Annotated in this window: 22 protein-coding genes and 1 riboswitch; of the genes, 19 read left to right on the forward strand and 3 right to left on the reverse strand. The window is 69.6% G+C overall.

All coding sequences use genetic code 11. The features are described 5' to 3' along the window. Window positions 1–20: 20 nt before the first annotated feature. Complete coding sequence (locus tag QYS60_RS03190; RefSeq protein ID WP_371382428.1) at window positions 21–1,406, reverse strand: FAD-dependent oxidoreductase; 1,386 nt, start codon at window positions 1,404–1,406, stop codon at window positions 21–23. Between the two features lie 295 nt (window positions 1,407–1,701). Here QYS60_RS03190 and QYS60_RS03195 point away from each other — a divergent pair, with 295 nt between their 5' ends. The 10 genes from QYS60_RS03195 (at window position 1,702) to QYS60_RS03240 (ending at window position 11,237) form a co-directional block, all read left to right on the forward strand. Then, complete coding sequence (locus tag QYS60_RS03195; protein ID WP_003938318.1) at window positions 1,702–2,130, forward strand: hypothetical protein; 429 nt, start codon at window positions 1,702–1,704, stop codon at window positions 2,128–2,130. Window positions 2,131–2,182: 52 nt separating this feature from the next. Next, the gene (locus QYS60_RS03200) at window positions 2,183–2,593 is read left to right on the forward strand and encodes a rhodanese-like domain-containing protein (protein ID WP_289380921.1); all 411 of its coding nucleotides are present in this window, start codon (window positions 2,183–2,185) and stop codon (window positions 2,591–2,593) included. Further along, on the forward strand, window positions 2,590–3,813 hold the full coding sequence (locus tag QYS60_RS03205) for an O-succinylhomoserine sulfhydrylase (protein WP_054375331.1): 1,224 nt from the start codon (window positions 2,590–2,592) through the stop codon (window positions 3,811–3,813). The genes QYS60_RS03200 and QYS60_RS03205 overlap by 4 nt, the downstream gene beginning before the upstream one ends. A gap of 212 nt (window positions 3,814–4,025) precedes the next feature. Next, window positions 4,026–4,976, forward strand: coding sequence for a DUF808 domain-containing protein (locus tag QYS60_RS03210; protein WP_202637483.1), 951 nt, complete (start codon window positions 4,026–4,028; stop codon window positions 4,974–4,976). A 39-nt stretch (window positions 4,977–5,015) separates the two neighbouring features. Beyond that, a riboswitch (cobalamin riboswitch) is annotated at window positions 5,016–5,159 on the forward strand. Between the two features lie 114 nt (window positions 5,160–5,273). Then, a complete protein-coding gene (locus QYS60_RS03215) occupies window positions 5,274–6,218 on the forward strand; it encodes an ABC transporter substrate-binding protein (RefSeq protein ID WP_140189157.1) in 945 nt (314 codons plus the stop codon). Further along, on the forward strand, window positions 6,215–7,243 hold the full coding sequence (locus tag QYS60_RS03220) for an iron ABC transporter permease (RefSeq protein ID WP_237210727.1): 1,029 nt from the start codon (window positions 6,215–6,217) through the stop codon (window positions 7,241–7,243). Before QYS60_RS03215 ends, QYS60_RS03220 begins: the two co-directional genes overlap by 4 nt. Further along, a complete protein-coding gene (locus QYS60_RS03225; RefSeq protein ID WP_371382429.1) occupies window positions 7,240–8,046 on the forward strand; it encodes an ABC transporter ATP-binding protein in 807 nt (268 codons plus the stop codon). Before QYS60_RS03220 ends, QYS60_RS03225 begins: the two co-directional genes overlap by 4 nt. Next, window positions 8,046–9,392 carry a bifunctional adenosylcobinamide kinase/adenosylcobinamide-phosphate guanylyltransferase gene (locus QYS60_RS03230; RefSeq protein ID WP_371382430.1) on the forward strand — a complete coding sequence of 449 codons (1,347 nt, stop codon included), beginning with the start codon at window positions 8,046–8,048 and terminating at the stop codon, window positions 9,390–9,392. Before QYS60_RS03225 ends, QYS60_RS03230 begins: the two co-directional genes overlap by 1 nt. A gap of 354 nt (window positions 9,393–9,746) precedes the next feature. Continuing rightward, window positions 9,747–10,475, forward strand: a complete 729-nt coding sequence (locus tag QYS60_RS03235) for an MspA family porin (RefSeq protein ID WP_371382431.1) — start codon at window positions 9,747–9,749, stop codon at window positions 10,473–10,475. Window positions 10,476–10,538: 63 nt separating this feature from the next. After that, a complete protein-coding gene (locus QYS60_RS03240; protein ID WP_003938309.1) occupies window positions 10,539–11,237 on the forward strand; it encodes an MspA family porin in 699 nt (232 codons plus the stop codon). Between the two features lie 196 nt (window positions 11,238–11,433). Here QYS60_RS03240 and QYS60_RS03245 read toward each other — a convergent pair whose 3' ends face one another. Both QYS60_RS03245 and QYS60_RS03250 read right to left on the reverse strand, forming a co-directional pair. Continuing rightward, on the reverse strand, window positions 11,434–12,192 hold the full coding sequence (locus QYS60_RS03245) for an HAD-IIA family hydrolase (RefSeq protein WP_371382439.1): 759 nt from the start codon (window positions 12,190–12,192) through the stop codon (window positions 11,434–11,436). 65 nt (window positions 12,193–12,257) lie between these two features. Further along, a complete protein-coding gene (locus QYS60_RS03250) occupies window positions 12,258–13,028 on the reverse strand; it encodes a sulfite exporter TauE/SafE family protein (RefSeq protein WP_301913890.1) in 771 nt (256 codons plus the stop codon). 369 nt (window positions 13,029–13,397) lie between these two features. Between QYS60_RS03250 and QYS60_RS03255 the strand changes: the two genes are divergently transcribed. The 9 genes from QYS60_RS03255 (at window position 13,398) to QYS60_RS03295 (ending at window position 25,010) form a co-directional block, all read left to right on the forward strand. Next, window positions 13,398–15,317: a hydantoinase/oxoprolinase family protein gene (locus QYS60_RS03255; RefSeq protein WP_371382432.1), complete on the forward strand. Its 1,920-nt coding sequence runs from the start codon at window positions 13,398–13,400 to the stop codon at window positions 15,315–15,317. Window positions 15,318–15,362: 45 nt separating this feature from the next. Continuing rightward, on the forward strand, window positions 15,363–15,785 hold the full coding sequence (locus QYS60_RS03260; protein ID WP_010593155.1) for an acetone carboxylase subunit gamma: 423 nt from the start codon (window positions 15,363–15,365) through the stop codon (window positions 15,783–15,785). A gap of 30 nt (window positions 15,786–15,815) precedes the next feature. Next, a complete protein-coding gene (locus tag QYS60_RS03265) occupies window positions 15,816–17,942 on the forward strand; it encodes a hydantoinase/oxoprolinase family protein (RefSeq protein WP_371382433.1) in 2,127 nt (708 codons plus the stop codon). A gap of 25 nt (window positions 17,943–17,967) precedes the next feature. Further along, window positions 17,968–20,316 (forward strand): hydantoinase B/oxoprolinase family protein, encoded by a 2,349-nt coding sequence (locus QYS60_RS03270; protein ID WP_371382434.1) that lies wholly within the window; start codon window positions 17,968–17,970, stop codon window positions 20,314–20,316. Between the two features lie 101 nt (window positions 20,317–20,417). Continuing rightward, window positions 20,418–21,227 (forward strand): hypothetical protein, encoded by an 810-nt coding sequence (locus tag QYS60_RS03275; protein ID WP_371382435.1) that lies wholly within the window; start codon window positions 20,418–20,420, stop codon window positions 21,225–21,227. A gap of 75 nt (window positions 21,228–21,302) precedes the next feature. Continuing rightward, the gene (locus tag QYS60_RS03280; RefSeq protein ID WP_371382436.1) at window positions 21,303–23,138 is read left to right on the forward strand and encodes a sigma-54-dependent Fis family transcriptional regulator; all 1,836 of its coding nucleotides are present in this window, start codon (window positions 21,303–21,305) and stop codon (window positions 23,136–23,138) included. Window positions 23,139–23,273: 135 nt separating this feature from the next. After that, entirely contained in the window at window positions 23,274–23,741 is a 468-nt protein-coding gene (locus QYS60_RS03285; RefSeq protein ID WP_371382437.1) for a hypothetical protein, read from the forward strand. A 67-nt stretch (window positions 23,742–23,808) separates the two neighbouring features. Continuing rightward, on the forward strand, window positions 23,809–24,549 hold the full coding sequence (locus tag QYS60_RS03290; RefSeq protein ID WP_289380910.1) for a hypothetical protein: 741 nt from the start codon (window positions 23,809–23,811) through the stop codon (window positions 24,547–24,549). Continuing rightward, complete coding sequence (locus QYS60_RS03295; protein WP_371382438.1) at window positions 24,546–25,010, forward strand: RDD family protein; 465 nt, start codon at window positions 24,546–24,548, stop codon at window positions 25,008–25,010. The genes QYS60_RS03290 and QYS60_RS03295 overlap by 4 nt, the downstream gene beginning before the upstream one ends. Window positions 25,011–25,114 lie beyond the last annotated feature (104 nt).

Raw genomic sequence — 25,114 nt, forward strand, 5'->3', positions numbered from 1 at the left:
CCACCAGGGGTCGGGGGGTGTCAGGCCTTGTGCGGCTCGGAGGCGCGGAACATGTCCTCACGCTCGACGACCTTGACGCGCTCGCGGCCCTCGGCCTCGCCGAGGCTGCGCTCGTGCGCGTCGAGCCGGCACCAACCCTGCCAGGTGGTGTAGGGCAGCTGCTTGTCCTCGAGGAAGGCGACGATCGCGTCCTCGGACGGGTCCTCGGGGGTGTTCAGCAGGCCGTGGGCCCGGTCGGCGAGCAGGTTCGCGACGGTCTCGTTCGCGTCGCCCTTGGTGTGGCCGATCAGACCGACGGGACCGCGCTTGATCCAGCCCGTGACGTACGTGGCGGGCAGGAAACGCTCGGGACCCTCCGCCGACTCGTCGGCGACGACGCGTCCGGCCTCGTTGGGCACGGTGCCGGCCTGCTCGTCGAACGGCAGCTTGGCGATGTTCTGCGACAGGTAGCCCACCGCCCGGTACACGGCCTGGACCTCCCAGTCGCGGAAGCGGCCGGTACCGCGGACGTTGCCGGTGCCGTCGAGCTCGGTGCGCTCGGTGCGCAGGCCCACGACCTTGCCGTCCTCGCCGAGGATCTCGGCCGGGGACTCGAAGAAGTGCAGGAACAGCTTGTGCGGGCGGTCGCCGACGTCGCGGATGGCCCAGTCCTGCAGGGTGTTGGCGACCATGTCGACCTGCTTGGAATTGCGGCGCGCGGCCTCCGAGCCCTCGTCGTAGTCGATGTCCTCGGGATCGACGATGACCTCGATGGTGGGCGAGTGGTCGAGCTCACGCAGCTCGAGCGGGGTGAACTTGGCCTGCGCGGGACCGCGGCGGCCGAACACGTGCACCTCGACGGCCTTGTTGTTCTTCAGGCCCTCGTAGACGTTGGCGGGGATCTCCGTCGGCAGCAGCTCGTCGCCGGTCTTGGCCAGGACGCGCGCGATGTCGAGGGCGACGTTGCCGACGCCGAGCACGGCGACCTTCTCGGCCTCGAGCGGCCAGCTGCGCGGCACGTCGGGGTGGCCGTCGTACCAGGAGACGAAGTCGGCGGCGCCGTAGCTGCCGTCGAGGTCGATGCCGGGGATGTTCAGGGCGCGGTCGGCGTTGGCTCCGGTGGAGAAGATCACCGCGTCGTAGAACCGGCGCAGGTCCTCGAGGGTGATGTCGGTGCCGTAGTCGAGGTTGCCGAGCAGCCGGACCTGGGGCTTGTCAAGCACCTTGTGCAGGGCGGTGATGATGCCCTTGATGCGGGGATGGTCCGGCGCCACGCCGTAGCGGATGAGACCGAACGGGGCGGGCATCCGCTCGAACAGGTCGATGCTGACCTCGGTGTCGGACTTCATGAGCGCATCGGCGGCGTAGATGCCGGCGGGGCCGGCACCGACGATCGCGACGCGAAGGGGACGAGTCTGATCGGTCATCAGGGGTCAACTACCTCTTCGGTGTGCGGACGGACGTGATTCAGCTTAATTGAGGAAGGGAGTCGGCAGGGGTGGCTGCCAGGGGGCACGCGGGAGCGGCAAGAACTGCGCGACGAAACCGGGCGTGACGGGAATTCGCTTCAGCGACAACACATGTGGGCGCTCACTCGACACAGGTCGACGGCGAGACGTCGAACGAGGTGCGTAGAGGCCATGGCCAATTCCTACCTCGAGAGGGTTTATCGGGGCAAATGCGCCCGCGTGGGGCCGTCCCGGCGCCGCCTAGGATCGCCCCATGGCAGCCGAACGCGCACCCGAGCCCGACCCGGACGAAACGGACCGCAGCAGTGCGACGCCGTTCCTCGCGGCACTCGCGATCATCGTGGTGCTCGTCGTCGGGGTGTTCGTCGCCCAGCTGGTGTCGCCGTCGGATCGCAGCACCTCCGGGACCGAACTCGTCGTGCGGACGGTCGACGACTACGTCCGTGCCCACAACGCCGGTGACCGCGCCGCGCAGGACCGCCTGCGCTGCGACCAGCTCGCGGCCGACCGGGCCCCGCTGGCCGGTGTCGACGGCGAGGTGCAGCTCGAGGCCGTCGAGAACGTCGAGACGAACGACGACCGGGCGAGCGCCGACGTGCGTGCCCGGATCGCCGGAAACGAGCAGACCAGCACGTGGCAGTTCGTCCGGATCGACGACGTCTGGCGGATCTGCACCTTCTGACCGCCGCCCGCCCGCCTGGTCGGCTCGCCGAGAGCTGTGAAAAGCTGGTGCGGTGAGCTACGCAGGTGATATGACGCCGCAGCAAGCCTGGGAGCTGCTGCGCGATAACCCGGACGCCGTGCTCGTCGATGTGCGTACCGACGCCGAATGGAAGTACGTGGGGGTTCCCGAAACGTCCCCCATCGGGCGCCGCACCGTCTTCGTCGAATGGGTGCGCTACCCCAACGGCGCCCGCAACGAGAACTTCGTCGACCAGCTGAAGGACGCCGGCGTGACCGGCGGGCCGATCGTGTTCCTGTGTCGCTCGGGACATCGTTCCATCGCCGCCGCGGAGGCGGCCACCGCCGCGGGCCTGGCCCCGTCGTACAACATCCTCGAAGGATTCGAAGGCGGCCTCGATGCCGAGCGGCATCGCGGCGCCGAGGGCTGGCGGGCCGCGGGCCTGCCGTGGAGGCAGTCGTGAGCACAATCCCCAGGGGCGGCGCCTTCGAGCGGCCGCTGCCGGCATCGGTGCGTCCCGCCACGCTCGGCGTGCGCGGCGGCACCATGCGGTCCGGATTCGAGGAGACCTCCGAGGCGATCTACCTCAATTCCGGCTTCGTCTACGAATCGGCCGAGGCCGCGGAGCAGGCGTTCACCGGCGAGGTGGACCACTTCGTCTACTCCCGGTACGGCAACCCGACGGTGAAGATGTTCGAGGAGCGGTTGCGGCTGCTCGAAGGTGCCGAGGGCTGCTACGCCACCGCCTCGGGCATGTCGGCGGTCTTCACCGCCCTCGCGGCGCTGCTCGGCAAGGGCGATCGGCTGGTCGCGGCCCGGAGCCTGTTCGGCTCCTGCTTCGTGGTCTGCAACGAGATCCTCCCGCGCTGGGGCGTCGAGACCGTGTTCGTCGACGGTGAAGACCTCGACCAGTGGGAGCGGGCGCTGTCCGTGCCCACGACGGCGGTCTTCTTCGAGACGCCCTCCAACCCGATGCAGACCCTCGTCGACGTGCGCCGGGTCTCCGAGATGGCGCACGCCGCCGGCGCCAAGGTAGTGCTCGACAACGTCTTCGCCACCCCCCTGCTGCAGCGCAGCCTCGATCTCGGCGCCGACATCGTCGTGTACTCGGGCACCAAGCACATCGACGGCCAAGGTCGGGTGCTCGGCGGGGCGATCCTCGGCCCGCAGGACTACATCGACGGCCCGGTCCAGCACCTCATCCGCCACACCGGTCCGGCACTGAGCCCGTTCAACGCCCACACCCTGCTCAAGGGCCTCGAGACGATGGCGGTGCGGATCCGGCACTCGGTGGAGTCGGCCGAGCGGATCGCCCGTTTCCTCCAGGACCACGCCGCGATCAAGTGGGTCAAGTACCCGTTCCTCGACTCGCACCCCCAGTACGACCTGGCGCGGTCCCAGATGAGCGGCGGTGGCACGGTCGTGACCTTCGAACTGGACGCCCCCGAAGGCGCCGGCAAGAAGCGCGCATTCGAGCTGCTCGACGGGCTGCGCATCGTCGACATCTCCAACAACCTCGGCGACGCCAAGTCGCTGATCACCCACCCCGCGACGACGACGCACCGGGCGATGGGGCCGGACGGCCGGGCGGCGATCGGGCTGTCCGACGGGGTGGTGCGGCTGTCGGTGGGGCTCGAGGACACGGAGGATCTGCTCGAGGACTTCGAGCAGGCGCTGCGGTAACCGGGGGCGAGGGCCGCAGCTGCATCGAAGCCCTGCCGACGGGTCGGGGCTTCGATCCACCACCCGGAAATGCCAGGTCGGCGACACCGGCCGCACCGGAGACCGCGGAAGACCCGATCCCACGGCCGTGCGCGCTTCGGTAAGTTACAGAGTCGACCCGCAACTGCGTGTCGTTCGATCGGCTCTGCGCAGCCGAACTGTGGGAGGTTCCCGTGGCTGGTGGTCTCGTCGCCCTGCTGGACGACGTCGCGGCACTGACGAAAGCGGCCGCGGCGTCCATCGACGACATCGGCGCCGCGGCCGGCAAGGCCGGCGTCAAGGCGGCAGGTGTCGTCGTCGACGACACCGCCGTCACCCCGCGCTACGTGCACGGATTCACCCCGGACCGGGAACTGCCGGTCATCCGCAAGATCGCGATCGGGTCGATCCGCAACAAGCTGCTGATCATCCTGCCGGTGGCGATGCTCCTGAGCCAGTTCTTTCCTCAGGCGTTGCCCTACCTGTTGATCGCCGGAGGCCTGTTCCTGTGCTTCGAGGGGGCCGAGAAGGTCTACGAAGCACTGACCGGCGGTCACCACGAAGCCGACACCCCCGCGGTACAGAGCGGACCCGAAGTCGAGAAGTCCATGGTCAGCGGGGCCATCCGCACCGACCTCATCCTCTCGGCCGAGATCATGGTGATCTCCCTGTCGTCGGTGGAGGACGAACCGTTCCTCACCCGGCTGGCGGTGCTCGTCGTCGTCGCGATCCTCATCACCGCCTTGGTGTACGGCGCGGTCGCGCTGATCGTGAAGATGGACGACGTGGGCCTGGCGCTCGCCGGACGCGAATCGTCGTTCAGCCGGCGGGTCGGCCGGGGGCTCGTGGCCGCGATGCCGAAGGTGATGACGGTGCTCACCGTGGTCGGGATCGCCGCGATGCTGTGGGTCGGTGGTCACATCCTGCTCGTCAACGTCGGCGAGGCCGGATTCCACTGGCCGGCCGATCGCCTGCACGACCTCGAGCACTGGTTCGGCGATCTCGTGCAGGGTGGCTTCGGCGGCGTGCTGGCCTGGACCGCGGGGACCGTGGCGTCCGCAGTCGTCGGGCTCGTCGTGGGCGCGATCATCGTGCTGATCGCGCACCTGATTCCGAAACGGAAGAAGCGCGAGGCGGCGCACTGACGGACCCCGGCCTGCCGTCCCCGGGCCCGGAGCCCTGCGATACGCTGCGGTGACCCCGCTTCCGGGTGGGGTGCCGCAGCGTATCGGTGAAGTCCGGTGTAATCCGGCACTGTCCCGCAACTGTGAGGCCGGCAGCGCGCTGCCGGACGAGTCAGGTCGGCCGGCGCGGCGGTCACGTACTGGTCCTCGGACGAAGGACGGTGTCGTGCCGCAACGGTGATCGTTGCAGCCGTGCTGTTTTCGTCCTCCGCCTCACGGAGGATGGTTGTGCCTGCCCCCACTGTGCCTGTCCTCACTGTGCCGACCCGCCGGCTGTTCGCCGCCGGACTCGCCGCGCTCGCCCTGCTCGCCGCCTCGTGCGCCTCGAGCGGCGGCTCCGAACCGGCCTCCGCGCCCTCCGGTGACGGGACCTTCCCCGTCACCGTGAACTCCGGCGACGGAGCGATCACCCTCGATGCGGCCCCGGATTCGATCGTCTCCCTCAGTCCCACCGCCACCGAGATGCTCTACGCCGTCGGCGCCGGCGACCAGGTCGTCGCGGTCGACGACCAGTCCGACTACCCCGCCGGGGTGCCCGTCACCGCCCTGTCCGGATACTCGCCGAACGTCGAAGCCGTGCTCGGCTACGAACCGGACCTCGTGGTCGCGATGGACGACGTGGGCGACCTCGTCTCCGGCCTCGATGCGGCCGGCGTCCCCACGCTGCTGCTGCCGGCCGCCACCACCCTCGACGAGGCGTACACGCAGATCGAGCAGCTCGGCGCCGCCACCGGGCACATCGGGGACGCGGCCGAACTGGTCGCGTCGATGCGCAGCGACATCGACGAGGTCGTCGCCGGGTTGCCTCCGCGCCCGGCTCCGCTGAGCTACTACCACGAGCTCGACGACACCTACTACAGCGTCACGGGTGACACCTTCATCGGGGGCATCTACGCGATGCTCGGCCTGCGTTCCATCGGCGACGCCGCCGGTGCCGACGCCTACCCGCAGCTGTCCGCCGAGTACGTCCTCGACGCCGACCCCGACCTGATCTTCCTCGCCGACGGGCAGTGCTGCGGGGTCACGCCGGAAACCGTGGCCGCCCGCGCCGGCTGGAGCGAGCTGACGGCCGTCCGGTCCGGACAGATCCACGTGCTCGACGAGGACGTCGCCAGCCGCTGGGGACCGCGGGTCGTGGACCTCGTGCGGAACCTCGGAGCGATCGTGGCTGCCGCCGAACCCGCCGCCCAGCCCACCCGGTGACCCGCGCCGCGCGCCACCCGGCCCTGGTGCTCGGCGCGGCAGCCCTCGTCCTGGTGATCGTGCTGCACGTCGGGGTGCTCGTCGGACCCGCCGGACTGACCGTGCGCGGCGTGTTCCTGGAACTGCTCGACGCCCTGCCCTTCGTCGACGTCGACTCCGGGCTGACGACCCGGCAGCAGGCCATCCTGTGGAACATCCGCATGCCGCGGGTGGCGCTCGGTGCGCTGGTCGGCGCGATGCTCGCCATCGCCGGCGCCACCTACCAGGGGGTGTTCCGCAACCCGCTGGCCGACCCCTACCTGCTCGGGGTGTCGAGCGGCGCCGGCCTGGGCGCCACGCTCGCGATCGCCCTCGGTGGAGTGCTCGCCTCCGTCGGGGTGCCGGTCGCCGCGTTCGCCGGCGGCCTCGTCGCCGTCGCCGCCACCTACGCGCTCGGACGCAGTGTCGGCGGGATGCGTTCTGAAGTGGTGATCATCCTGGCCGGCGTCGCGGTGGCGGCCTTCGCCAACGCCGCGCAGACGTTCGTCCAGCAGCTCTACGACGACACCCTGCGGCAGGTGTACACGTGGTTGCTCGGCCGCCTCAGCACCGACGGCTGGTCCGACGTGGTCGTCGTGCTGCCGTACGTCGTGGTGTCCGCGGCGGTCATCCTGCTGCACCGCCGGATGCTCGACGTGATGGCGGTGGGCGACGTCGAGGCCGCGAGCCTCGGGGTGAACCCGGCGCGGGTCCGGCTGATCCTGGTGTGCGTGGCGACCCTCGGCACCGCCGCCGTGGTCGGTGCCAGCGGGCTCATCGGTTTCGTCGGAATCGTGGTGCCGCACGCCATCCGGCTGATCGTCGGGCCGGGGCACCGGCTACTGCTGCCGCTGTCGCTGATGATGGGAGCTGCCTTCCTCGTCCTTGCGGACGTGCTGGCCCGGACCGTGATGTCCCCGGCCGAACTGCCCATCGGCGTGGTGACCGCGGCCGTCGGCGCGCCCTTCTTCCTGGTGGTGCTGCGCCGGCATCGGGGGGTGTCGTGAACGCCGTCGACTGCCGGGGCCTGCGCGTCGACCGCGGCGGCAAGACCGTCCTGCACGGGGTGGACCTGACCGTCGGGCAGGGGGAGTGGATCGCCCTCGTCGGACCCAACGGTGGGGGGAAGACCACGCTCCTGCACGCGCTGGCGGGACTGGTACCCGCAACCGGCCGGGTCCGCGTCGGCGGACTGGACCCCGCACACTCCGGGCGCCGGACGATGGCCCGCACGGTGGCGCTCATGCCGCAGCGGCCCATCGTGCCCGAGGGCATGACGGTCACCGACCTGATCCGGCTCGGGCGCACCCCGCACCTGCCGCGGTTCGCGACCGAGTCGGCACACGACCGTGAGATGGTCGAGTCGGTCCTCGACCGGCTCGACCTGCGCGCGCTGGCCGGCCGTCCGGCGACGGAGCTGTCCGGCGGCGAGCTGCAACGCGTGGTCCTCGGGCGCGCACTCGCGCAGGAACCGCAGGTGCTGCTGCTGGACGAACCCACCAGCGCCCTCGACATCGGCCACCAGCAGCACGTGCTGGACCTGGTGGAGTCGATGCGCGTCGAGAACGGGATCACGGTCCTCGCTGCGATGCACGACCTGACCTCGGCGGCGCTGTACGGCGGGCGGCTGGTCCTGCTCGCCGACGGTCGCGTGGTCGCCGACGGCACGCCCCGGCAGGTGCTCACGGCCCGGCGGATCGCCGAGGTGTACGGCGCGCGCGTCGAGGTGCTGGACCGTCCCGGCACCGGCCCGGCCGTCGTTCCGGTGCGTGGAAGATTCTCGGGCGGAACCGAATCGGAGGATTCGTGATGGAGGTACTGCTGCTGGGCACGGGTGCCGCCGACGGCTGGCCGAATCCGTTCTGCACCTGCCCGTCGTGCGCGGACGCGGCCGCTCGCGGCGAGATACGCGGGCAGACGGCCGCACTCGTGGACGACGTGCTCCTGCTGGACTGCGGACCCGAGGCGCCGCGCGCGGCGCTACGTCACGGCCGCACCCTCGCCGGGGTGCGTCACGTTCTGCTCACCCACTCGCATCCCGACCACCTCGGCCCGCAGGCGCTGCTCTTCCGATCCTGGGCGGCAACGGATTCCGAGATCGAGGTGATCGGCCCGGTCGACGCGCTGGACCAGTGCCGGGACTGGATCGCACCCACCGACCCGGTGCGGTTCGTGCCGGTCGCGGCCGGGGACGTGCTGACAGTCGGCGAGTACCGGGTGCGGGTGCTGCCCGCCGCGCACCGCGTCCTGGTCGACGGAGACTCCGTGCTCTACGACGTGCAGGGCCCCGGTGGTGACCGCATGTTGTGGGCATGCGACACCGGACCCCTGCCTGTGGAGTGGTTCGACCGGGTCGCCGGTGCGGAATACGATGCGGTGTTCCTGGAGGAGACGTTCGGGGACCGAATGGATCTGGGCTCCGCGCACCACACGCTGCCGGCGTTCGGGGAGACGGTGCGGACCCTGCGCGCGTGCGGGGCGGTGACCGAGCGGACCGATGTGGTGGCCGTGCATCTGGGCCACCACAACCCGCCGCTCGAGCAGCTGCGGATCCGGCTGGCGGCCTGCGGGGCGCGAGCGGGCGACGACGGTGAGGTGACGACGGTGGGACCTGCGACCGGCAAAGTAGCTGCGGCGCGGCGCACTCTGGTACTCGGCGGTGTGCGTTCCGGAAAGTCGCGGCATGCCGAGGAGTTGCTCGAATCGTTCCCGGCGGTGACGTACGTGGCGACGGGCGGCACGCGCGACGGCGACGCGGAGTGGGCCGAGCGCGTCGCGCTGCACCGGGCCCGCCGGCCGCGGTCGTGGACGACGGTCGAGACCGACGACGTGGCGGCCGTGCTCCGCGGAGCGGACGAGCCGTTGCTGATCGACTGCCTGGGGACCTGGCTCACCGCCCGCCTGGACCGTCACGACGTGTGGTCGGGCGGGGACGTCACCGCGGTCGAGGCGGACGTCGAGCAGTTGCTCGAGGCGTGGCGTTCGTGTGCCGTCCCGGTGGTGGCGGTCAGCAACGAGGTCGGCAGCGGCGTGGTGCCGCCGACGGCGGCCGGGCGGCTGTTCCGGGATCTGCTGGGTCGGCTCAACGCGCGGGTGGCGGCCGAATCGGAGTCGGTGACGCTGGTCGTCGCCGGCATCCCGACGCGTTTGCGTTAGAACACCGAACTGCGTTCTGCGCAAGTCGGATTCCCGGTCACACGTAACTCTCGACGGCACACGGCCGTACGCACATGTGATCTGGAACACAGCCGTAACTGTTTAGTGACCCTTCGCATCAGGCGTGTTATCGTTCCGAAACGAACTGGGGTCCGAGCGGGGGTGTCGGTCCACAGTGCCCCTCGGGGCAGCACGCCAACGACACCTGAATCCGCCTGTGCGAGAAACCGACCGGTATCTCGCCCCGACCTGACCAGAATGCACATCCGAATCGACCGCGGCGGCCCGCCCGCGGCCGTGATCAGCCGTGCCCGGGGGCGCCCGGGTAACCGCACACCTGAGTAGGGGAATGAATTGAGCAACAAGCACACGTCCGGCCTCCGCCGCGGCGCACGCATCGGTGGTGTAGCAGCAGCTGCCGCCGTCGCCCTGGGCTTCCTGTCCGCGGGTGCGGCGAACGCCGACACCTTCGTGCCGCTGCCCGACGGCGAGATTGTCGCCCCCAGCGGGAACGTCATCAAGCGGTTCGCCGAGAGCGCCCTGATCTCGCCGTCACTCGCGGCTAACGGCGCAGGTCGCGTGGCCTGGGTGTCCGGGACGGTCACCGCCGATGTCAAGGGTGTTCCGGCCAATGCGGAGGCCGGCCCGTCCAACGGCGGTATCGCCGAGAACCCCGACGGTTCGATCAACACGAACGGCACCCAGGGCACCTCCACCGACGGGGTCCCGCGCCTGACCACCGGCTACATCGTCGGCTGCCAGGTGGACATCAGCAAGCTCTCGGGCACCCTGGGGCTCAACGCGGGTCTGTCCGCGAACCTGGTCTCCGAGAGCGCCAGCGGTACCGCCGGCGGTTCCGCCAACATCTCGGTGCCGATGAGCGCCGGCCAGGTCAAGTTCGCCCGTGTCGAGAGCAAGGCCATCAAGAAGGACGGCTCGTACACGATCCAGTACCAGGACGCGCAGATCGACGCTCAGGGCTGCGGCGGCTACGCGCAGGCTCGTTCGTACACGGTCCTCGAGGTCACGGGTAACAACTACGAAAAGACCACCCTGTACGGCCAGCCGTTCAGCATCGGCTGAGCACCTCCAGGCCACCCCTCCTTACCCTCGCTCACACGAGCGTAGAACCTCGAGAGAGAGACCATGAAGACCAGCTTCAAGACCGGCCTGCGCCGCGCGCTCAAGACCGCCGGTGTCGGTGCAACCGTCGCCGTCGCGATCGGATTCGCCTCCGTCGGAGCGGCCAACGCCGACACCTTCGTTCCGCTGGAGGACGGCTCGATCACCCAGACGCTGCCCGACGGCATCACCGTCACCGTCACCCGGACCGGTGAGACCGCCAACATCTCGCCGTCGATGGGTGCGACCCCGCTGCACCGCAATGTGTGGGTTTCGGGTACCGCCAAAGTCGAACTGAGCGGCCCGGGAGCCGACAAGCTCGGTGGCCGGATCCAGCCCGGCTACATCGTCGGCTGCCAGCTCGGCATGACGGCCAATCTCGGTGCGGGAGCCGGCCTGTCCGGTGGTGCGACCTCGACCAGCACCACGCCGTCCGCCAGTGCCTCGGTGCAGGGCAACGCCGGCATCACCCTGACGCCGAACCAGGCCTACGACTACAAGGTCCTGGACCTGACCCAGAGCGACCCCTGGGGCGCCGAGGTCCACCGCAACTTCAACACCTTCAAGGGTGCGAACGGCAGCGTCACCTGGGGCGACTCGACCCTCGGCGTCACCGGATGCGCCGGCTACGCCCAGGCCCGCAGCTACGTCAAGGTCACGGTCGACACCGCGACCACGACCCAGCAGGTCACCCTCTGGGGCCAGCCCTTCAGCATCGGCTGATCGAGGCGCCTTCCGGAGGTGAGCAGCCCCGCCGACGAGAACCTCATCCTCTCGTCGGCGGGGCGTTGTCGCTGCCCGGTCCGGTGGGGGCCGGGCAGTGGCGCTGTGGGTGAGCAGTGAGAGGGAGGTTGTCGCGGCATCGCCCGAGTGGCGTGAGCGAGAACCTCCCTCTCGCTGCCGAAACCGCCCGCTCCGGTCAGAACGGATTCGCGGTGCGCCCCACCAGTTCCGCGACCGATTCGATGACGCGAGTGGGTCGGTAGGGGAACATCTCCACGGACTCGCGAGTCGAGATGCCGGTCAGCACCAGCAGGGTCTGCAGGCCCGCCTCGAGGCCGCAGACGATGTCGGTGTCCATCCGGTCGCCGATCATGAGCGTGTGCTCCGAGTGCGCGCCGATCGCGCGCAGGGCGGACCGCATCATCAGGGCATTCGGTTTGCCCACGAAGTACGGTTCGCGGCCCGTCGCGCGGGTGATCAGCGCCGCGACGGCTCCGGTCGCGGGGAGCGAGCCCTCCCGCGACGGTCCGGTCGGGTCCGGATTGGTGGCGATGAACCGGGCACCCCGCTCGACGAGCCGGATCGCGGTGGTGATCGCCTCGAACGAGTAGGTGCGGGTTTCCCCGAGGACGACGTAGTCCGGGTCGTTGTCGGTCAGGACGTAACCGATGTCGTGCAGGGCCGTGGTCAGTCCCGATTCGCCCACCACGTACGCGCTGCCACCGGGTCGCTGATTCGCCAGGAACGTCGCGGTCGCCAGCGCCGACGTCCAGATCGACTTCTCCGGGATGTCGAGGCCGGTGCGTAGCAGCCGGGCGCGCAGATCCCGCGGAGTGCGGATCGAGTTGTTGGTGAGCACCATGAACGGTGTGCCGTTCTCACGCAGCTCGGTGAGGAACGCGTCGGCGCCGGGAATCAGGTGTTCCTCGTGCACCAGGACGCCGTCCATGTCCATGAGGTAGTTCCAGACCGGCGCGGGTACGGGTTCGTCGTTCACCGTTCGAGTGTGTCACCGACCGCTCACGCCAGCAGCCGGTACAAGCCGACCAAGCCGACCACGACGATGACGGCCCGCAGTGCGGTGGGCGAGAGCCGGCGGCCGTACCGGGAGCCGAGGGCACCACCGATCAGCGAGCCCACGGCGATCAGCGCCGCCGCCGTCCAGTCGATCCGGTCGAACGCGACGAGGGTGTAGGCGACGGCCGCCACGACGTTGACCAGCAGCGAGAGCAGGTTCTTCGCGGCGTTCTGCCGCTGGATGTGATCGTGCAGCAGCGCCCCGAACAATCCCATCAGCAGGATGCCCTGCGCGGCCGTGAAGTAGCCGCCGTACACGCCCACGGCGAAGGTGCCGACGACCAGCGCCGTCATGCGCGCCGGCCCGATCTGCTCGGCCGGGCCGCTGGAGCGTCGCAGCACCCACTGTTGCAGCTTCGGCTGGAACACGACCAGGAGCAGCGCCAGCACGAGCAGAACGGGCACGATCGTCTCGAAGGCCGATTCGGGCAGATTCAGCAGCAGCCACGACCCGAGGACCGCGCCGGACACGGAGGCGGGGATCTGCCATCGCAGCCGCGGCCACTGCCCGCGGAGCTCGCGCCGGTATCCCCATGTGCTCGACACCCCACCCGCGACGAGCCCGACGGCGTTGGACATCGTGGCGGTCACCGGCGGCAGCCCGAACGCGACGAGCGTCGGGAAGGTGATGAGGGTCCCGGAGCCGACCAGCGCGTTGATCGCGCCGGCGCCCAACCCGGCCAGGGCGACGACGAACAGTTCCAGCGGTGTCACCGAGCCGACCTTACGTCAGCCGCCGAAGTGCGCTGTCGCCGCCACCCCTGATCGGCGGGGCTACTCGAATCCGCTGTCCGGAAGGGTCTTTCGCGGCCGCCGCGCGAGACGGAGCGGCCCGCCGCGCCGTGCGGCGGCGCACCGTCCCATTTCCGGACACCGTCCGTCGATGGAAGCCGTCCCGCAACCCGGGTAGCCGGACGCCTCCGTTCCGGTGTCACGCCGAACCCGCAGGTAGAAGGCATCTCGACGCGGAAGATGAGCCACGTCATAGCCGGTGTCCGGAAGTGGCACACTTCACACCCGCCGGTCCGGCCCAGGCTTTCCCCATTCGATCCGCAACACCGCAACCCGAACGGGGGACACCCGATGGACAGACTCATCAACATCGACAACGGTGGCACGCTCACCGACATCTGCGCCTGGGACGGCCACGAATTCAGCTTCACCAAGACCCTCACCACGCCGTTCGATCTGTCGCAGTGCCTGTTCGACGGACTGACGAAGGTGTCGAAGGAGATCTACGGCGCCGAGGACCTGCCCACGCTGCTGCACTCCACGGCGCACATCCGCTACTCGACCACGCAGGGGACGAACGCGCTCGTCGAGCGCAAAGGTCCCCGCATCGGCATCGTCACAGACTCGGCAACCCTCGTCGACGAGCTGCGCCGCACCCCCGAGCAGCGGGCCCTGTTCGACGACCTCGTCGGCACCCGCGTCGCCGTCGTCGACACCGACGCCGCGGACCTCGAAGGTGAACTGGTCGCCCGGGTCAACCGTCTGACCACCGACGGTGCCGCCCGCATCGTCGTCGCCGTCGGGAACACCGACGACGGACGTGAACGGACGCTGCGCGGCATCCTGCTGCGCAAGTTCCCGCGCCACCTGCTCGGTTCGGTTCCGTTTCTGTACTCGTGGGACTTCACCACCGACCGCACGCCGGCCCGGCGAGTCTGGTCGGCCGTGATCAACACGTTCCTGCACCCGACGATGGAACGGTTCCTCTACAACGCCGAGCACCGGCTGCGCGACCACCGCGTCAAGAACCCGCTGCTGATCTACCGCAACGACGGTGCCTCCTCGCGCGTCGCGAAGTCCGTGGCCCTCAAGACGTACTCGTCCGGCCCGCGCGGCGGACTCGAGGGCACCCGGGCTCTCGCCGAGATCTACGGCCTCAAGCACGTTCTCATGATCGACGTCGGCGGCACCACGACCGACGTCGGCACGGTCGCCGGGCGCGAGATCCTCACCGACCGCCGCGGCACCATCGCCGGCATCCCGACATCCTTCCCGATGTCGAACGTCGAGTCGGCCGGCATCGGCGGCAGTTCCGTCATCACCGTCACCGACGGGGCGATCACCGTCGGACCGGAAAGCGTCGGTGCGGCACCCGGACCGGCCTGCTTCGGCTTCGGCGGCACGTCCGCGACCATCACCGACGTCAACCTCCTCCTCGGTGTGCTCGACCCTGCCACCTACCTCGACGGCGACTTTACGCTCGACGCGGACCGGGCCCGCGCCGTCGTCACCACCACCGTCGCCGAACCGCTCGGTCTCACCCTCGATGAGGCGCTGCTGGCGATGGAACAGGCGTACTTCACCGCGATGGGCAACGCCGTCGCCCCCGCGGTGTCCGACGCCGACGAGACCACCATCGCCGCGTTCGGCGGCGCCGGCCCGATGAGTGCGTGCGGCGCAGCACGGGTCGCGGGCGTGCGCAGCGTGCTCGTCCCCAAGCTCGCCGCGGTGTTCTCCGCCTTCGGTATCGGGTTCTCCGACATCGGGCAGAGCTACGAGGCCGACGTCGCGGACACGGCGGAGGCGACACTCGCCGCGGCCGTGGCGGACCTCCTGGCCAAGGCCGAGCGGGACATGTTCCAGGAAGGGCACGCCCTCGCCGACTGCGAACTGTCCTGGACCCTGACCACCGAGGACGCACACGGTGCCACGGTCGACGAGACGCCGTACGAGCCCGGCGAGTGCGTCGAGCTGCTGCCCGGTGCGTCCACCGCCCTGACCCTGGTGGCCACCCGCCGGATGAACCGGATCGAGCTCCCGCACGGCTCCTTCGCCGAGGCCCGCACCCCCCGGGCCGCCGGCGAACGCACCGTGCTCGGAGCGGCCGGGCGGCAGCCGGTTCCGGTGTTCACGCTGGCCGACCAGGAGCCCGGCGCCACCGCCGAGGGCCCGGCCCTCGTCGAAGGCCCCTTCTTCACCGCCCGGGTGCAGGAGGGCTGGAAGTTCGACGTCACCGCCGGCGGCGACCTGCTGCTCACCGACACCCACTGACCGACAGATCCCGAAGCCTGTTCGACCGTTCGAAGGACGCACGACATGCAGATTCCCATGACCGAATACCTGGTCATCGACCTCGAGACCGAACTGTGGGTGTGCCGGGTGTGCCGGCACGAACTCGGCAGCGCCCGCGGCAACTACAAGGAAGGCACCCTGGTCTACGACCGCGACCCGCGCGAGATCCACCAGCCCATCATCGATCCCGACCGCTACGAGTTCACCTTCTCGCCGGACCCGGACTACTGCCGCATCCTCGAGTACTACTGCCCCGGCTGCGGCACCCAGATCGAGACCGAGTACATCCCGCCCGGACATCCCCCGACCGTCGACATGGAATGGGACGTCGACGCCTTGCGGGCCCAGTGGCTCGAACGCGGCACCGATCCCGGCCAAGTCGTCACGTACGGCCCCGGCCAGGACGCCGAGGGCGAGTTCGAAGGCCGGCGCCACAACCACCACTAGTCACCGCGACCCGCAAGGAACCCCGTCACCATGAAACGAATCTCCGTCGACATCGGCGGCACCTTCACCGACTGCTTCTTCGCCTGGGACGACAAGTACGTCGAGGCCAAGGCTCTCACCACTCACCACAACCTGGCCCAGGGCTTCAACGAGGCCCTCGACCTCGCCTGCCGCCGCGCCGATCTGGACCGGGACGACGTGCTGTCCCAGGTGGATTCGGTCCGCTACGCCACCACCCTCGGCACCAACGCCCTCATCGAACGCAAGGGTCCGCGCGTCGGTGCCATCGTCACGCACGGTTTCGAGGACACCATCCCGCTCTCCCGCGGACGGGGCTACGGTGAGGGACTCGATCCGTCGATGCAGCAGAACCTTCCGGCCGCGGAGCGCCCCGAGCCGCTGGTCCACCGCAGCCTCATCCGGTCGGTCCAGGAGCGAGTCAATTCCGCCGGCGAGATCGTCGTCCCGCTCGTCGAGCGGAACGTGCGCGAGATGGTGCGCGAGCTCGTCGACGCCGGTGCGCAGGCGCTCGTGGTGTCGCTGGTGAACGCCACCGAGAATCCCGCCCACGAGCTGCGGATCATGGAGATCATCCAGGAGGAGTATCCGGAGCATCAGCTCGGCGCGATCCCGGTCCTGCTCGGCCACCAGGTCTCCGGACGCAAGGGCGAATACGTCCGCGCGACGTCCACCATCGTCGACGGCTTCCTGCACGGCATCATGTTCCACGCCATGAGCCAGCTCGCGAACAACCTGCGGGACTCGGGCTACGACAAGCCGATGCTCATCATCCACAACTCCGGTGGCATGGCCCAGATGAACTCGACCGATGCCCTGCAGACCATCCACTCCGGTCCCGTCGCGGGTGTCAGTGCCGCCGAGCATCTGTCGGAGTCCTCGGGGATCGGCAACATCATCACCACCGACATGGGCGGCACGTCCTTCGACATCGGCCTGGTGCCGGCGGGCGGCGTCAAGCACTACGACTTCCAGCCCACGATCGACCGCTGGCTGGTCTCGGTGCCGATGATCCACCTCGAAACCCTCGGTGCCGGAGGCGGATCCATCGCGAGCTACGACCGGATCCACCACTCGGTCCGGCTCGGGCCCGAGTCCGCCGGTTCGGACCCCGGTCCGGCCTGCTACGACCGCGGCGGGCTGCGCCCCACGGTGACCGATGCCGACCTGCTGCTCGGCTACCTGGACCCGGACAACTACGCCAACGGTTTCATCAAGCTCAACCGCAAGCGGGCGGTGTTCGCCGTCGAGGAACAACTGTGCGACGAGCTCGACCTCGACGTCATCGACGTCGCCAAGGTCATCAAGCGATCGGTCGACGAGCAGATGGCGATCGGCATCGCCAAGGAGCTGCGGGTGCGCGGCTACCTGCCGGAGGACTTCACGATGCTCGCCTACGGCGGCAACGGCCCGCTGCACGCGTGCGGGATCGCCGACCAGGCCGGCATTCGCAAGATCCTCGCGCCGCCGTTCTCCTCCGTGTTCTCCGCCTGCGGTGCCGGCAACATGAAGCAGCTGCACATCCACGAACGCGGCGTCCACGTGGTGCTCTACAACGCCACCACCCGGGGGCTCTACGACAGCTACGACGAGTTCAACGAGATCGTCGCGGCGCTCGAGACCCGGGGCGCGGAGGATCTGCGCCGTCAGGGCGTCGGCGACGGCGCGATCGAGCACCGCCTCGAGATGGATCTGCGCTACGGCAACCAGCTCGTGACGACCGCAGTGGCGTTCGACATCAACCGGATCCACGGGGTCGGGGATGTGCTCCACCTGATCCGCACGTTCTCCGACATCTACTCCAAGCGCTACGGCGAGGGGTCGGCAGCACCCGAGGCCGGCATCCGCGTCCAGACCATCCGCGTCGCGTCCTACGTCAACGGTGAGACCGTCGAGTTCGATTCCCTGCATCACGACGGGGAAAGGACGCTGCCGGCACCGGTCGGGCACCGCGACGTCCACTTCGTCGCGCATCCCCGGGCGATCACCACCGCGATCTACGACGCCGACGCGCTGAGTCACCACCACGTGATTCCCGGTCCGGCGATCGTCACCACCGAGAACACGACCTACCTCGTCGAGCCCGGCTGGCGCCTCGAACCCTCACCGCAGGGCGCCGTCTGGTTCCTCAAGGACTAGCGCAGAAAGCACAGGAGACACAGCCATGACCGCACTTCACGACGACCTCGCAACCGCTGCAGAGCAGCGCCTCGCAACCGCTGCGCAGCAGCGCCTGACGGCCTCGCTGAACGAGCAGGAACAGCAGTGGGTCGACGATTTCATGGACGAGACGACGCTGTTCCTCGGCCCGGACCGCGACATCATGCGTTCGCACCACATCACCTCCCGCAGCGAGTTCGAACAGCAATGCCTCGCCGACGGCGTCGACCCCCTCCAGGTGGACCGCATTCGCAAGCGCCTCGCCGGCGCCCTCGACGAGGGCTTCGAGATGTGTGAGGCGATGGGCGCTGCACCGGGCGCCAAATGGGGCGACCTCACCACGGCCATCTACACCGCGGCCGGGGACGTCACCTACCTGTCCTGCCACGGCGTGATCGCGTTCTCCGCGATCCTGCACCACCCGATCCGGTACATCATGAAGTACTGGAAGGACGAGCCGACCGTCGGAATTCATCCCGGCGACGGGTTCATCCACAACGACGCCCGCTTCGGCAACGTCCACAACACCGACCAGTCGATGATCATGCCGATCATCCGGGACGACCGCATCATCGCGTGGGTGGCCGCCACGATCCACGAGGGCGAGAACGGCGCCTGCGAACCGGGCGGCATGCCCTCCGGTTCGGAGACCCCGTTCGACGACGGGCTGCGGATGAGCCCGTTCAAGATCGTCGAGCGCGGCGAGTTGCGCCGCGACCTGCTCACCTTCCTGCAGCACTCGGTCCGCGACCCGAAGCTCCAGCTGGCGGACCTGAAGGTGAAGATCGGTGCGGTCCAGCGCATCCAGGAACGCGTCGACAAGATCATCGACGAGGTCGGTGTGGAGACGTTCGTGGCGGCGCTGCGGATCACCGTCGAGGACGTCGAAGCCGAGGTGCGCCGGCGTATCCGGGAACTGCCCGACGGCACGGTCCGGTTCAACCAGTTCATGGACTCCACCCTCAAGGAGAACATCCTCATCAAGCTCGCCTGCTCCATCACGGTGAAGGGCGAGAAGATGACCATCGACTTGCGCGGCAGCGGACCGGAGATCCTGAACCGGGCCATCAATTCGCCGCTGTGCTCGGTCAAATCGATGATGATGCAGGCCATCCTGGCGTTCTGGTGGCCGGACCTGCCGCGCTGCACCTCCGCGATGAGCCCTATCGAGATCATCTCCGACGAGCACACGTGGTCCGACGCCGGCTACGACGCCCCCATGGGCCAGTCGCTGCAGGCCTCCTTCCGCGGCTTCTCGGCGCTCCAGAACCCCTGGGCCAAGCTGCAGTTCTCCAACCCGGAGAAGTTCTCCAACGTCATTGCGCCCTGGTTCAACCAGATCAACACCTTCCTGTGGGGTGGGGTCACCCAGCACGGCGACCAGGTCGGCAACCTGTGCGCCGACCTGAACGGAATGGGCGGCGGCGCCAAGGCGTTCCGCGACGGCGAGGACGCGGTCTCCCCGCTCTTCTGCGCGATGGCCGATACGGCCGAGCAGGAGGTCATGGAGGAGGAGGTGCCCTTCATGCAGCTGGTGAGCAAGCGGATCGTCCGTGACAACCAGGGGTTCGGCAAGTACCGCGGCGGTATGGGCTACGAGATGATCGTCGCGGCCGAGGGCACCCCGCTGTGGGGCTTCATGACGGTGACCTCCGGCGCGAAGTTCTCCTCCATCAGCGGGCAGTTCGGCGGGTACGGCTGCAACACCTACCCGCTCGCGACGGTCAAGGGCGTCAACGTCTACGACGAACTGCGCCGCAACCCGGAACGGTTCGACCTGTCGATCGAGAAGGTGATGAACGAACAGCCCTTCGAGGGCGCCGAGTACAGCACCAGCCACATGGGTCTGCAGTTCGACGTCGCCAAGGACGGTGAGCTATACATGATTTCGCAGGGCACGGGCGGAGGCTACGGAGATCCGCTCGAACGCGCCCCGGAGGACGTGGTTGCCGATCTCGAGATCGACCGGATCTCCGCGAAGGTGGCGCACGACATCTACGGTGTCGTGTACGCACCGGACACCTTCGTCGTGGACGTCGACGCCACGGAGGCGCTGCGTGCCTCGATGCGACGCGACCGGCTCTCGCGCGGTGTGCCCTACGGGGAGTTCGTCGAGAAGTTCGTGACGCCGGAGCCGCCGGAGGACCTGCTGTACTACGGGTCCTGGGGCGACACCGAGGAACTGACGGCCACCCACTTCACCGTCCACGGCGCCGAGCGGGTCACCACGACGATCGACAAGATGCCGATCATCATGATGCCCGACCGCCGGGAGTTGAAGATCGCCGAACTCGCGGCCCGGGTGAAGGAACTCGAGGCGAAGCACGGCGAGATCGTCCACCGCAAGTCCTGAAACCGATCCGGCCCGCTTCGGTCACCGGATCCACCCCGAACCGGGTGCCCGCACGTGTGCTCCCCTCACCGTGCGGGCACCCATTCCCTGGAGTCACAGTCATGACCATCTCGTTTCCCGCCGTGCTCGACGCGCCGGTCTCCGGGCGCCGGGTTCCCCTCGTCGTCGACCATCTCGACTACAGCCGCCGGATCCTGCTCCGCGGCAACCCGGTGCCCTGGGCCGATCCCACCGCACTGTCGAACTTCCTCAACCAGGCGCACGGGCTGCTGCGGCCGGACGTCACGCTGCTCGATCTCGGTGAGTTCTACCGCATCGCGGCGGGCGACCCCCGTCTGGGCGAGGCGATGTCGGCCCGGTCCCGGACCGGGTACGCGTTGCGGGCGCTGCTCGCGGACGCCGCGACCACCCGGGCCGTGACCACGCTCGCCGCCACGGTGGCCGGCACCACCCGGCTGCCGCTGCTGCTGCAGATCCCCTCACCGCGGGCCTGGCTGGCGGCGACCCATCCCGGAGACGCCGCGGACCTGGACGCGGACCGTGTCGAGGCCGCGGCCATGTACGTCGCGGACTGGCTGCGCGGATTCGCCGAGGTGCCGGTCGCGGCGGTCCTGCTCGACGAGCGGATCGTGGCGGATGCCGCCGCCGCGTTGCCGCCGGGCGATCCGCAGTCGTACGTGCCCGTGACGAACGTGGCCGCACACTACCGGTGGGAGATCGGACTGCGCGGCGAGGACACCGTCTCGATCGGCGAGCACGAGGGTGACGTCCTCGGCTCCGACTACTGGCTCGCCGAGGACGCCGCAGTCCCGGACGCGCACGGCGTGTTCCGGCTCGCGCACCTGCCGGCGGACGCGGTCCCGGAGACGGTGCTCGCCCGGCTGGCCGCACTCGACCTCCCCGGTGCCTGAGCGTGGACGACCTGCACGCCGGTGCCGCAGGGAGCGGCACCGGCCGGAGGGCGGACGCTACCCTGGAGGCGTGACATGCATCACGACCACACCGGGGCGGGGCGGCCGGTGAAGAGCGCGGACCGACGGCTGCGGGTGGCGGTGGCCCGGGCCGGATTCCTCGACTCCGGCGAACCGGACGATTCGCTGGTCTCCTCCGTCGTGTCGGCGTCGTGGCGACGCTCCGCCGCGGCGGGCGTGCGACCGTCCGGTGGGGAGGTCCGGTTCGCGGGTGAGGTCGACCGGACCTCCCGCCTGGTCCAGTGCTCGCTGCCGGTTCTGGACCGGCTCGCGGAGGAGACCGTCGACGTCCCGGTGAGCATCGCCCTGACCGACGCCAAGGCGCAGGTGCTGATGCGACTCGACGGTGCCCGGGCCATCGGACGGCTGCTCGACCACGTCTCGCTCGCACCGGGCTTCGACTACAACGAGGGCCAGATCGGCACGAACGGTGTCGGCACGGTGCTCGAATCCGGGCGTGCCGTGCAGATCGAGGGCGCCGAGCACTTCCACGAACGGTTCCAGCCGTTCGCCTGCTCCGGCGCGCCGATCCGGGACCCGTTCAGCGGACGGGTCGCCGGCGTCATCGACATCAGCTGCCTCACCGAGCATTCGTCGCCGCTGCTCACGACCGTCGTGCGGACCGCGGCAGCGGAGATCGAACAGAATCTGTTCCGCGACCGCAGCGCCCGCCAGCACGCGCTGTTCGACGCGTTCGTGCGCGCCGACGCCCGCGGCGGCGCGGCCCTCATGGCGATCGGGAGCGCGATGTCGCTCGCGAATCCGCTCGCCCACACCCTCCTCGCGCCGGAGGACCAGCGCCGGGTCGGTGAGCACGTCGACTACGTCATCGGGCACCGCGCGCGAATCGACGAACTGCTCGAGCTGAGCACCGGCCTGTCCGTCCGGGTCCGGGCCACCCGGATCCTGGCGGGCGAGGACACCGCCGGATACCTCGTCGAGGTCTCCGAAGCGGCCGCGGCCGCGGCACCGCTTCCGCCCGTTCCGAACCGCGTTCGCGAACACCGCATGCACTCCGGGCGGGTCGGACTGGCCGCGGCCGGCACGGATCGTCTCCGCTCGAGCGGTTCCTCCGCGCTGTGGATGCGCGCCTGCAACGAGATCGAGGAGGCCCTGTCCGCCGGGGCGAAGTTGCTCCTCACCGGCGAACCGGGCACGGGGAAGGCCTCTCTCGCGTCCGAGATCTTCCATTCCCTGTACGCCGGGGGACGGAGCATCCTCGTGGACGGTAGCGAGACCGATCTGTCCGGACTCACGGTGCCCTCCGCCAACCCCACCCTGTACGTGCTGCGCAACATCCAGGCGATGCCCGGCCCGCTCACGGCCACCCTGGCCGAGACCCTGGCGGAACCCGTCGCCGAGCACGTCTTCGTCGTGGCCACCATGGAGGAGTCCGAGGAGCCGCCGTCCGAGGCCCTCGCCCCGCTGCTCGCGGCCCTCGACCGGACGGTGCACGTGCCCGCCCTGCGGCACCGCACCGACGACATCGCAGGAGTCGCGGCCCAGGTCCTCCGCAAGATCACCGGATCGCAGAGCCGCACCGTCGCTCCCGACGCCATGCGGGTGCTGACACGCTATCCGTGGCCGCGCAACATCCACGAGCTCGAAGCGGCGTTGCGCTGCGCCGTCGCGCACCGGCCTGCCGGTGCCATCACCGTCGAGGACCTGCCCGAATGGTGCCGGCACGGTCCGCGCCGCCAGCTCAACGCGGTCGAGTCCGCCGAACGGGATCTCATCGCCAAGGTCCTGCGGGAAACCGGTGGCAACCGGGTGCACGCCGCCCGCGCCCTGGGAATCTCCCGGTCGTCGCTGTACCGGAAACTGACCCTGTTCGGTTTCGCCGGCGAGTAGGCCCCCCGCAGGTCACCGAACCTGCCACCGCACAGTGCGACCCCCTGTCCGGATGTGGGACAGTTCGCGACCGCTCTTCCTGCCGAAGATGGAGACAGCACATCTCGTCGACAGCGCGAAGGAGGAACGAGAGCCGTGGACGAGCCGTTCTTCAGCTGGAACCGCAGACGAATGATCCTGCACACCAACGGATGCCCGGTCCCCGGCACGTCGGCGGGCGGCGCCGAGTTCGTCTCGGACGTGCCACTGACGGTCGGGACCCGGCGAGGGCGTCTGATCACCGTGGTCGTCGACGACGACGAGTACGTGGCGCTGGTGGTGGGCGACGTCCGGCGGCGGCACGATGTGCCGGTGCGCCGGGTGGTCGCCGAAGGGTTGCTGATCGAGGGGAGCCGCAGCCGGCTCGACGCGGAGATCCTGTTGCCCGTGTCGGAGGCGCCCGTTGTTCCGGTACCGAGTGTCGTCCGGCGGATCCCGGACCCTCGGAGCCGGTACGCCGAGGCGGTGCAGGCACTCCTCGCGTACTCCGGCGCCCGGTCCGTCACCGTCGAATTCGCCCCGGCGTCGCTCCGGACCGCTCGGGGCCTGGACCGATCCGCGTGAACGCCGGCGGCCCTCAGCCGATCGTGAACTACGTGCATTTCGGGCGCCGGAGGGCTTTGATATCGGTATGAACGGCAGGCCCACCCTCGACCCGGTGCGCGTGGCGGTGGGTGCCGCGGCAACCGTGGGCGACGGGATTCGTCGCATGCTCCTGTTCGGCGTCGACGCGGCACGCCGGCTACCGGGTGTGGACCCGGCCCTCGTCGCCCTCGAGTCGCGCGGCGCCGAGACCCTGCGCGCCGGGGACGAGATCGCGGACCGGGTGCTGCACACCGTGGTGCGCAGGGTCGTGGACGCGGCCCTGGACGTCGTGGATATCACCGCCGTCGTGCGGGACCATGTGGACCTCGACACGCTCGCCGAGGGGATCGACATCGAACGGATCCTCGATCGGGTCGACATCGACGCCGTCGCGGCACGAGTCGCGATCGCACCGATCCTGGCCCGCGTCGACATCGACGCGGTCGCCGAACGAGTGGACGTGGCGGCGATCGTCGACCGCGTGGATCTCGACGCGCTCGCGGCGAAGATCGACGTGGACGCGATCATCGACCGCGTGGACCTGGACGCACTTGCGGCGAAGATCGACGTGGACGCGATCATCGGGCGGGTCGACCTGGTCGGCCTGGCGAACGCGGTCATCGAGGGGGTCGACCTGCCGAGCATCATCCGGGAGTCGACCGGGTCCATGTCCACCGAGGCGGTCCGCGGCGTCCGGAACCAAGGGATGCACGCCGACGACGCGGTGTCCGGGTTCGTCGGGCGGTTGTTCGGACGCGTGCCGGAATCCCCGGAAGCACCCGCGTGACCGGCGGGGAGCAGCACCGGCCGGCCGGGATCGTCACGCGGGGTATCGCAGCCGCCGTCGACCTCGGAGTGGTGCTCACGATGATGGGCGGGGTCTACCTGGCCGTGGTGTTCGCGCAGCTGCTGTTCTCTCCGCAGGAATTCACCCTCCCGGACGCGCAGATCCTGCTGTCCGTCGCCGTGTTCGTCGGTCTCGCGGTGGTGTACCTGACGGCGTGCTGGGCGACGACGGGACGAACGCTCGGCGCGGTGGTGATGGGGCTACGGGTGGTCAGCCGCAACGGCGACCTCGTCGGGTGGATTCGTTCCGCGGTGCGAGCCTGGCTGTGCGTGATGTTCGGCTTCGGGTTGTTGTGGGTGGCGGTGGACCGGCGCCGTCGGTCTCTGCAGGACATCCTCCTGCGCACCAGCGTCGTATACGACTGGCAGCCGCATCTGCATCCGGCCGAACTCGAGACGTGATGTCGCGCCTGTCACAGTCGGCTGGGCATACTCGAACCGGTCGAGAAACGTAGACGGGTAGGAGTTCGTGGTGTCGCAGGGTCTGAAGTTGGGGTACAAGGCGT

Origin of the sequence: Rhodococcus sp. GXMU-t2271 (assembly GCF_041414735.1) — a bacterium.
Lineage (GTDB): Bacteria > Actinomycetota > Actinomycetes > Mycobacteriales > Mycobacteriaceae > Rhodococcus > Rhodococcus indonesiensis.

What these genes read in the sequence shown, in the direction of transcription:
- QYS60_RS03190 (WP_371382428.1), bottom strand. Translation starts at nt 1,406, where the DNA reads ATGACCGATCAGACTCGTCCCCTTCGCGTCGCGATCGTCGGTGCCGGC.
- QYS60_RS03195 (WP_003938318.1), top strand. Translation starts at nt 1,702, where the DNA reads ATGGCAGCCGAACGCGCACCCGAGCCCGACCCGGACGAAACGGACCGC.
- QYS60_RS03230 (WP_371382430.1), top strand. Translation starts at nt 8,046, where the DNA reads ATGGAGGTACTGCTGCTGGGCACGGGTGCCGCCGACGGCTGGCCGAAT.
- QYS60_RS03240 (WP_003938309.1), top strand. Translation starts at nt 10,539, where the DNA reads ATGAAGACCAGCTTCAAGACCGGCCTGCGCCGCGCGCTCAAGACCGCC.
- QYS60_RS03245 (WP_371382439.1), bottom strand. Translation starts at nt 12,192, where the DNA reads ATGGACATGGACGGCGTCCTGGTGCACGAGGAACACCTGATTCCCGGC.
- QYS60_RS03255 (WP_371382432.1), top strand. Translation starts at nt 13,398, where the DNA reads ATGGACAGACTCATCAACATCGACAACGGTGGCACGCTCACCGACATC.
- QYS60_RS03260 (WP_010593155.1), top strand. Translation starts at nt 15,363, where the DNA reads ATGCAGATTCCCATGACCGAATACCTGGTCATCGACCTCGAGACCGAA.
- QYS60_RS03265 (WP_371382433.1), top strand. Translation starts at nt 15,816, where the DNA reads ATGAAACGAATCTCCGTCGACATCGGCGGCACCTTCACCGACTGCTTC.
- QYS60_RS03270 (WP_371382434.1), top strand. Translation starts at nt 17,968, where the DNA reads ATGACCGCACTTCACGACGACCTCGCAACCGCTGCAGAGCAGCGCCTC.
- QYS60_RS03275 (WP_371382435.1), top strand. Translation starts at nt 20,418, where the DNA reads ATGACCATCTCGTTTCCCGCCGTGCTCGACGCGCCGGTCTCCGGGCGC.
- QYS60_RS03280 (WP_371382436.1), top strand. Translation starts at nt 21,303, where the DNA reads ATGCATCACGACCACACCGGGGCGGGGCGGCCGGTGAAGAGCGCGGAC.
- QYS60_RS03290 (WP_289380910.1), top strand. Translation starts at nt 23,809, where the DNA reads ATGAACGGCAGGCCCACCCTCGACCCGGTGCGCGTGGCGGTGGGTGCC.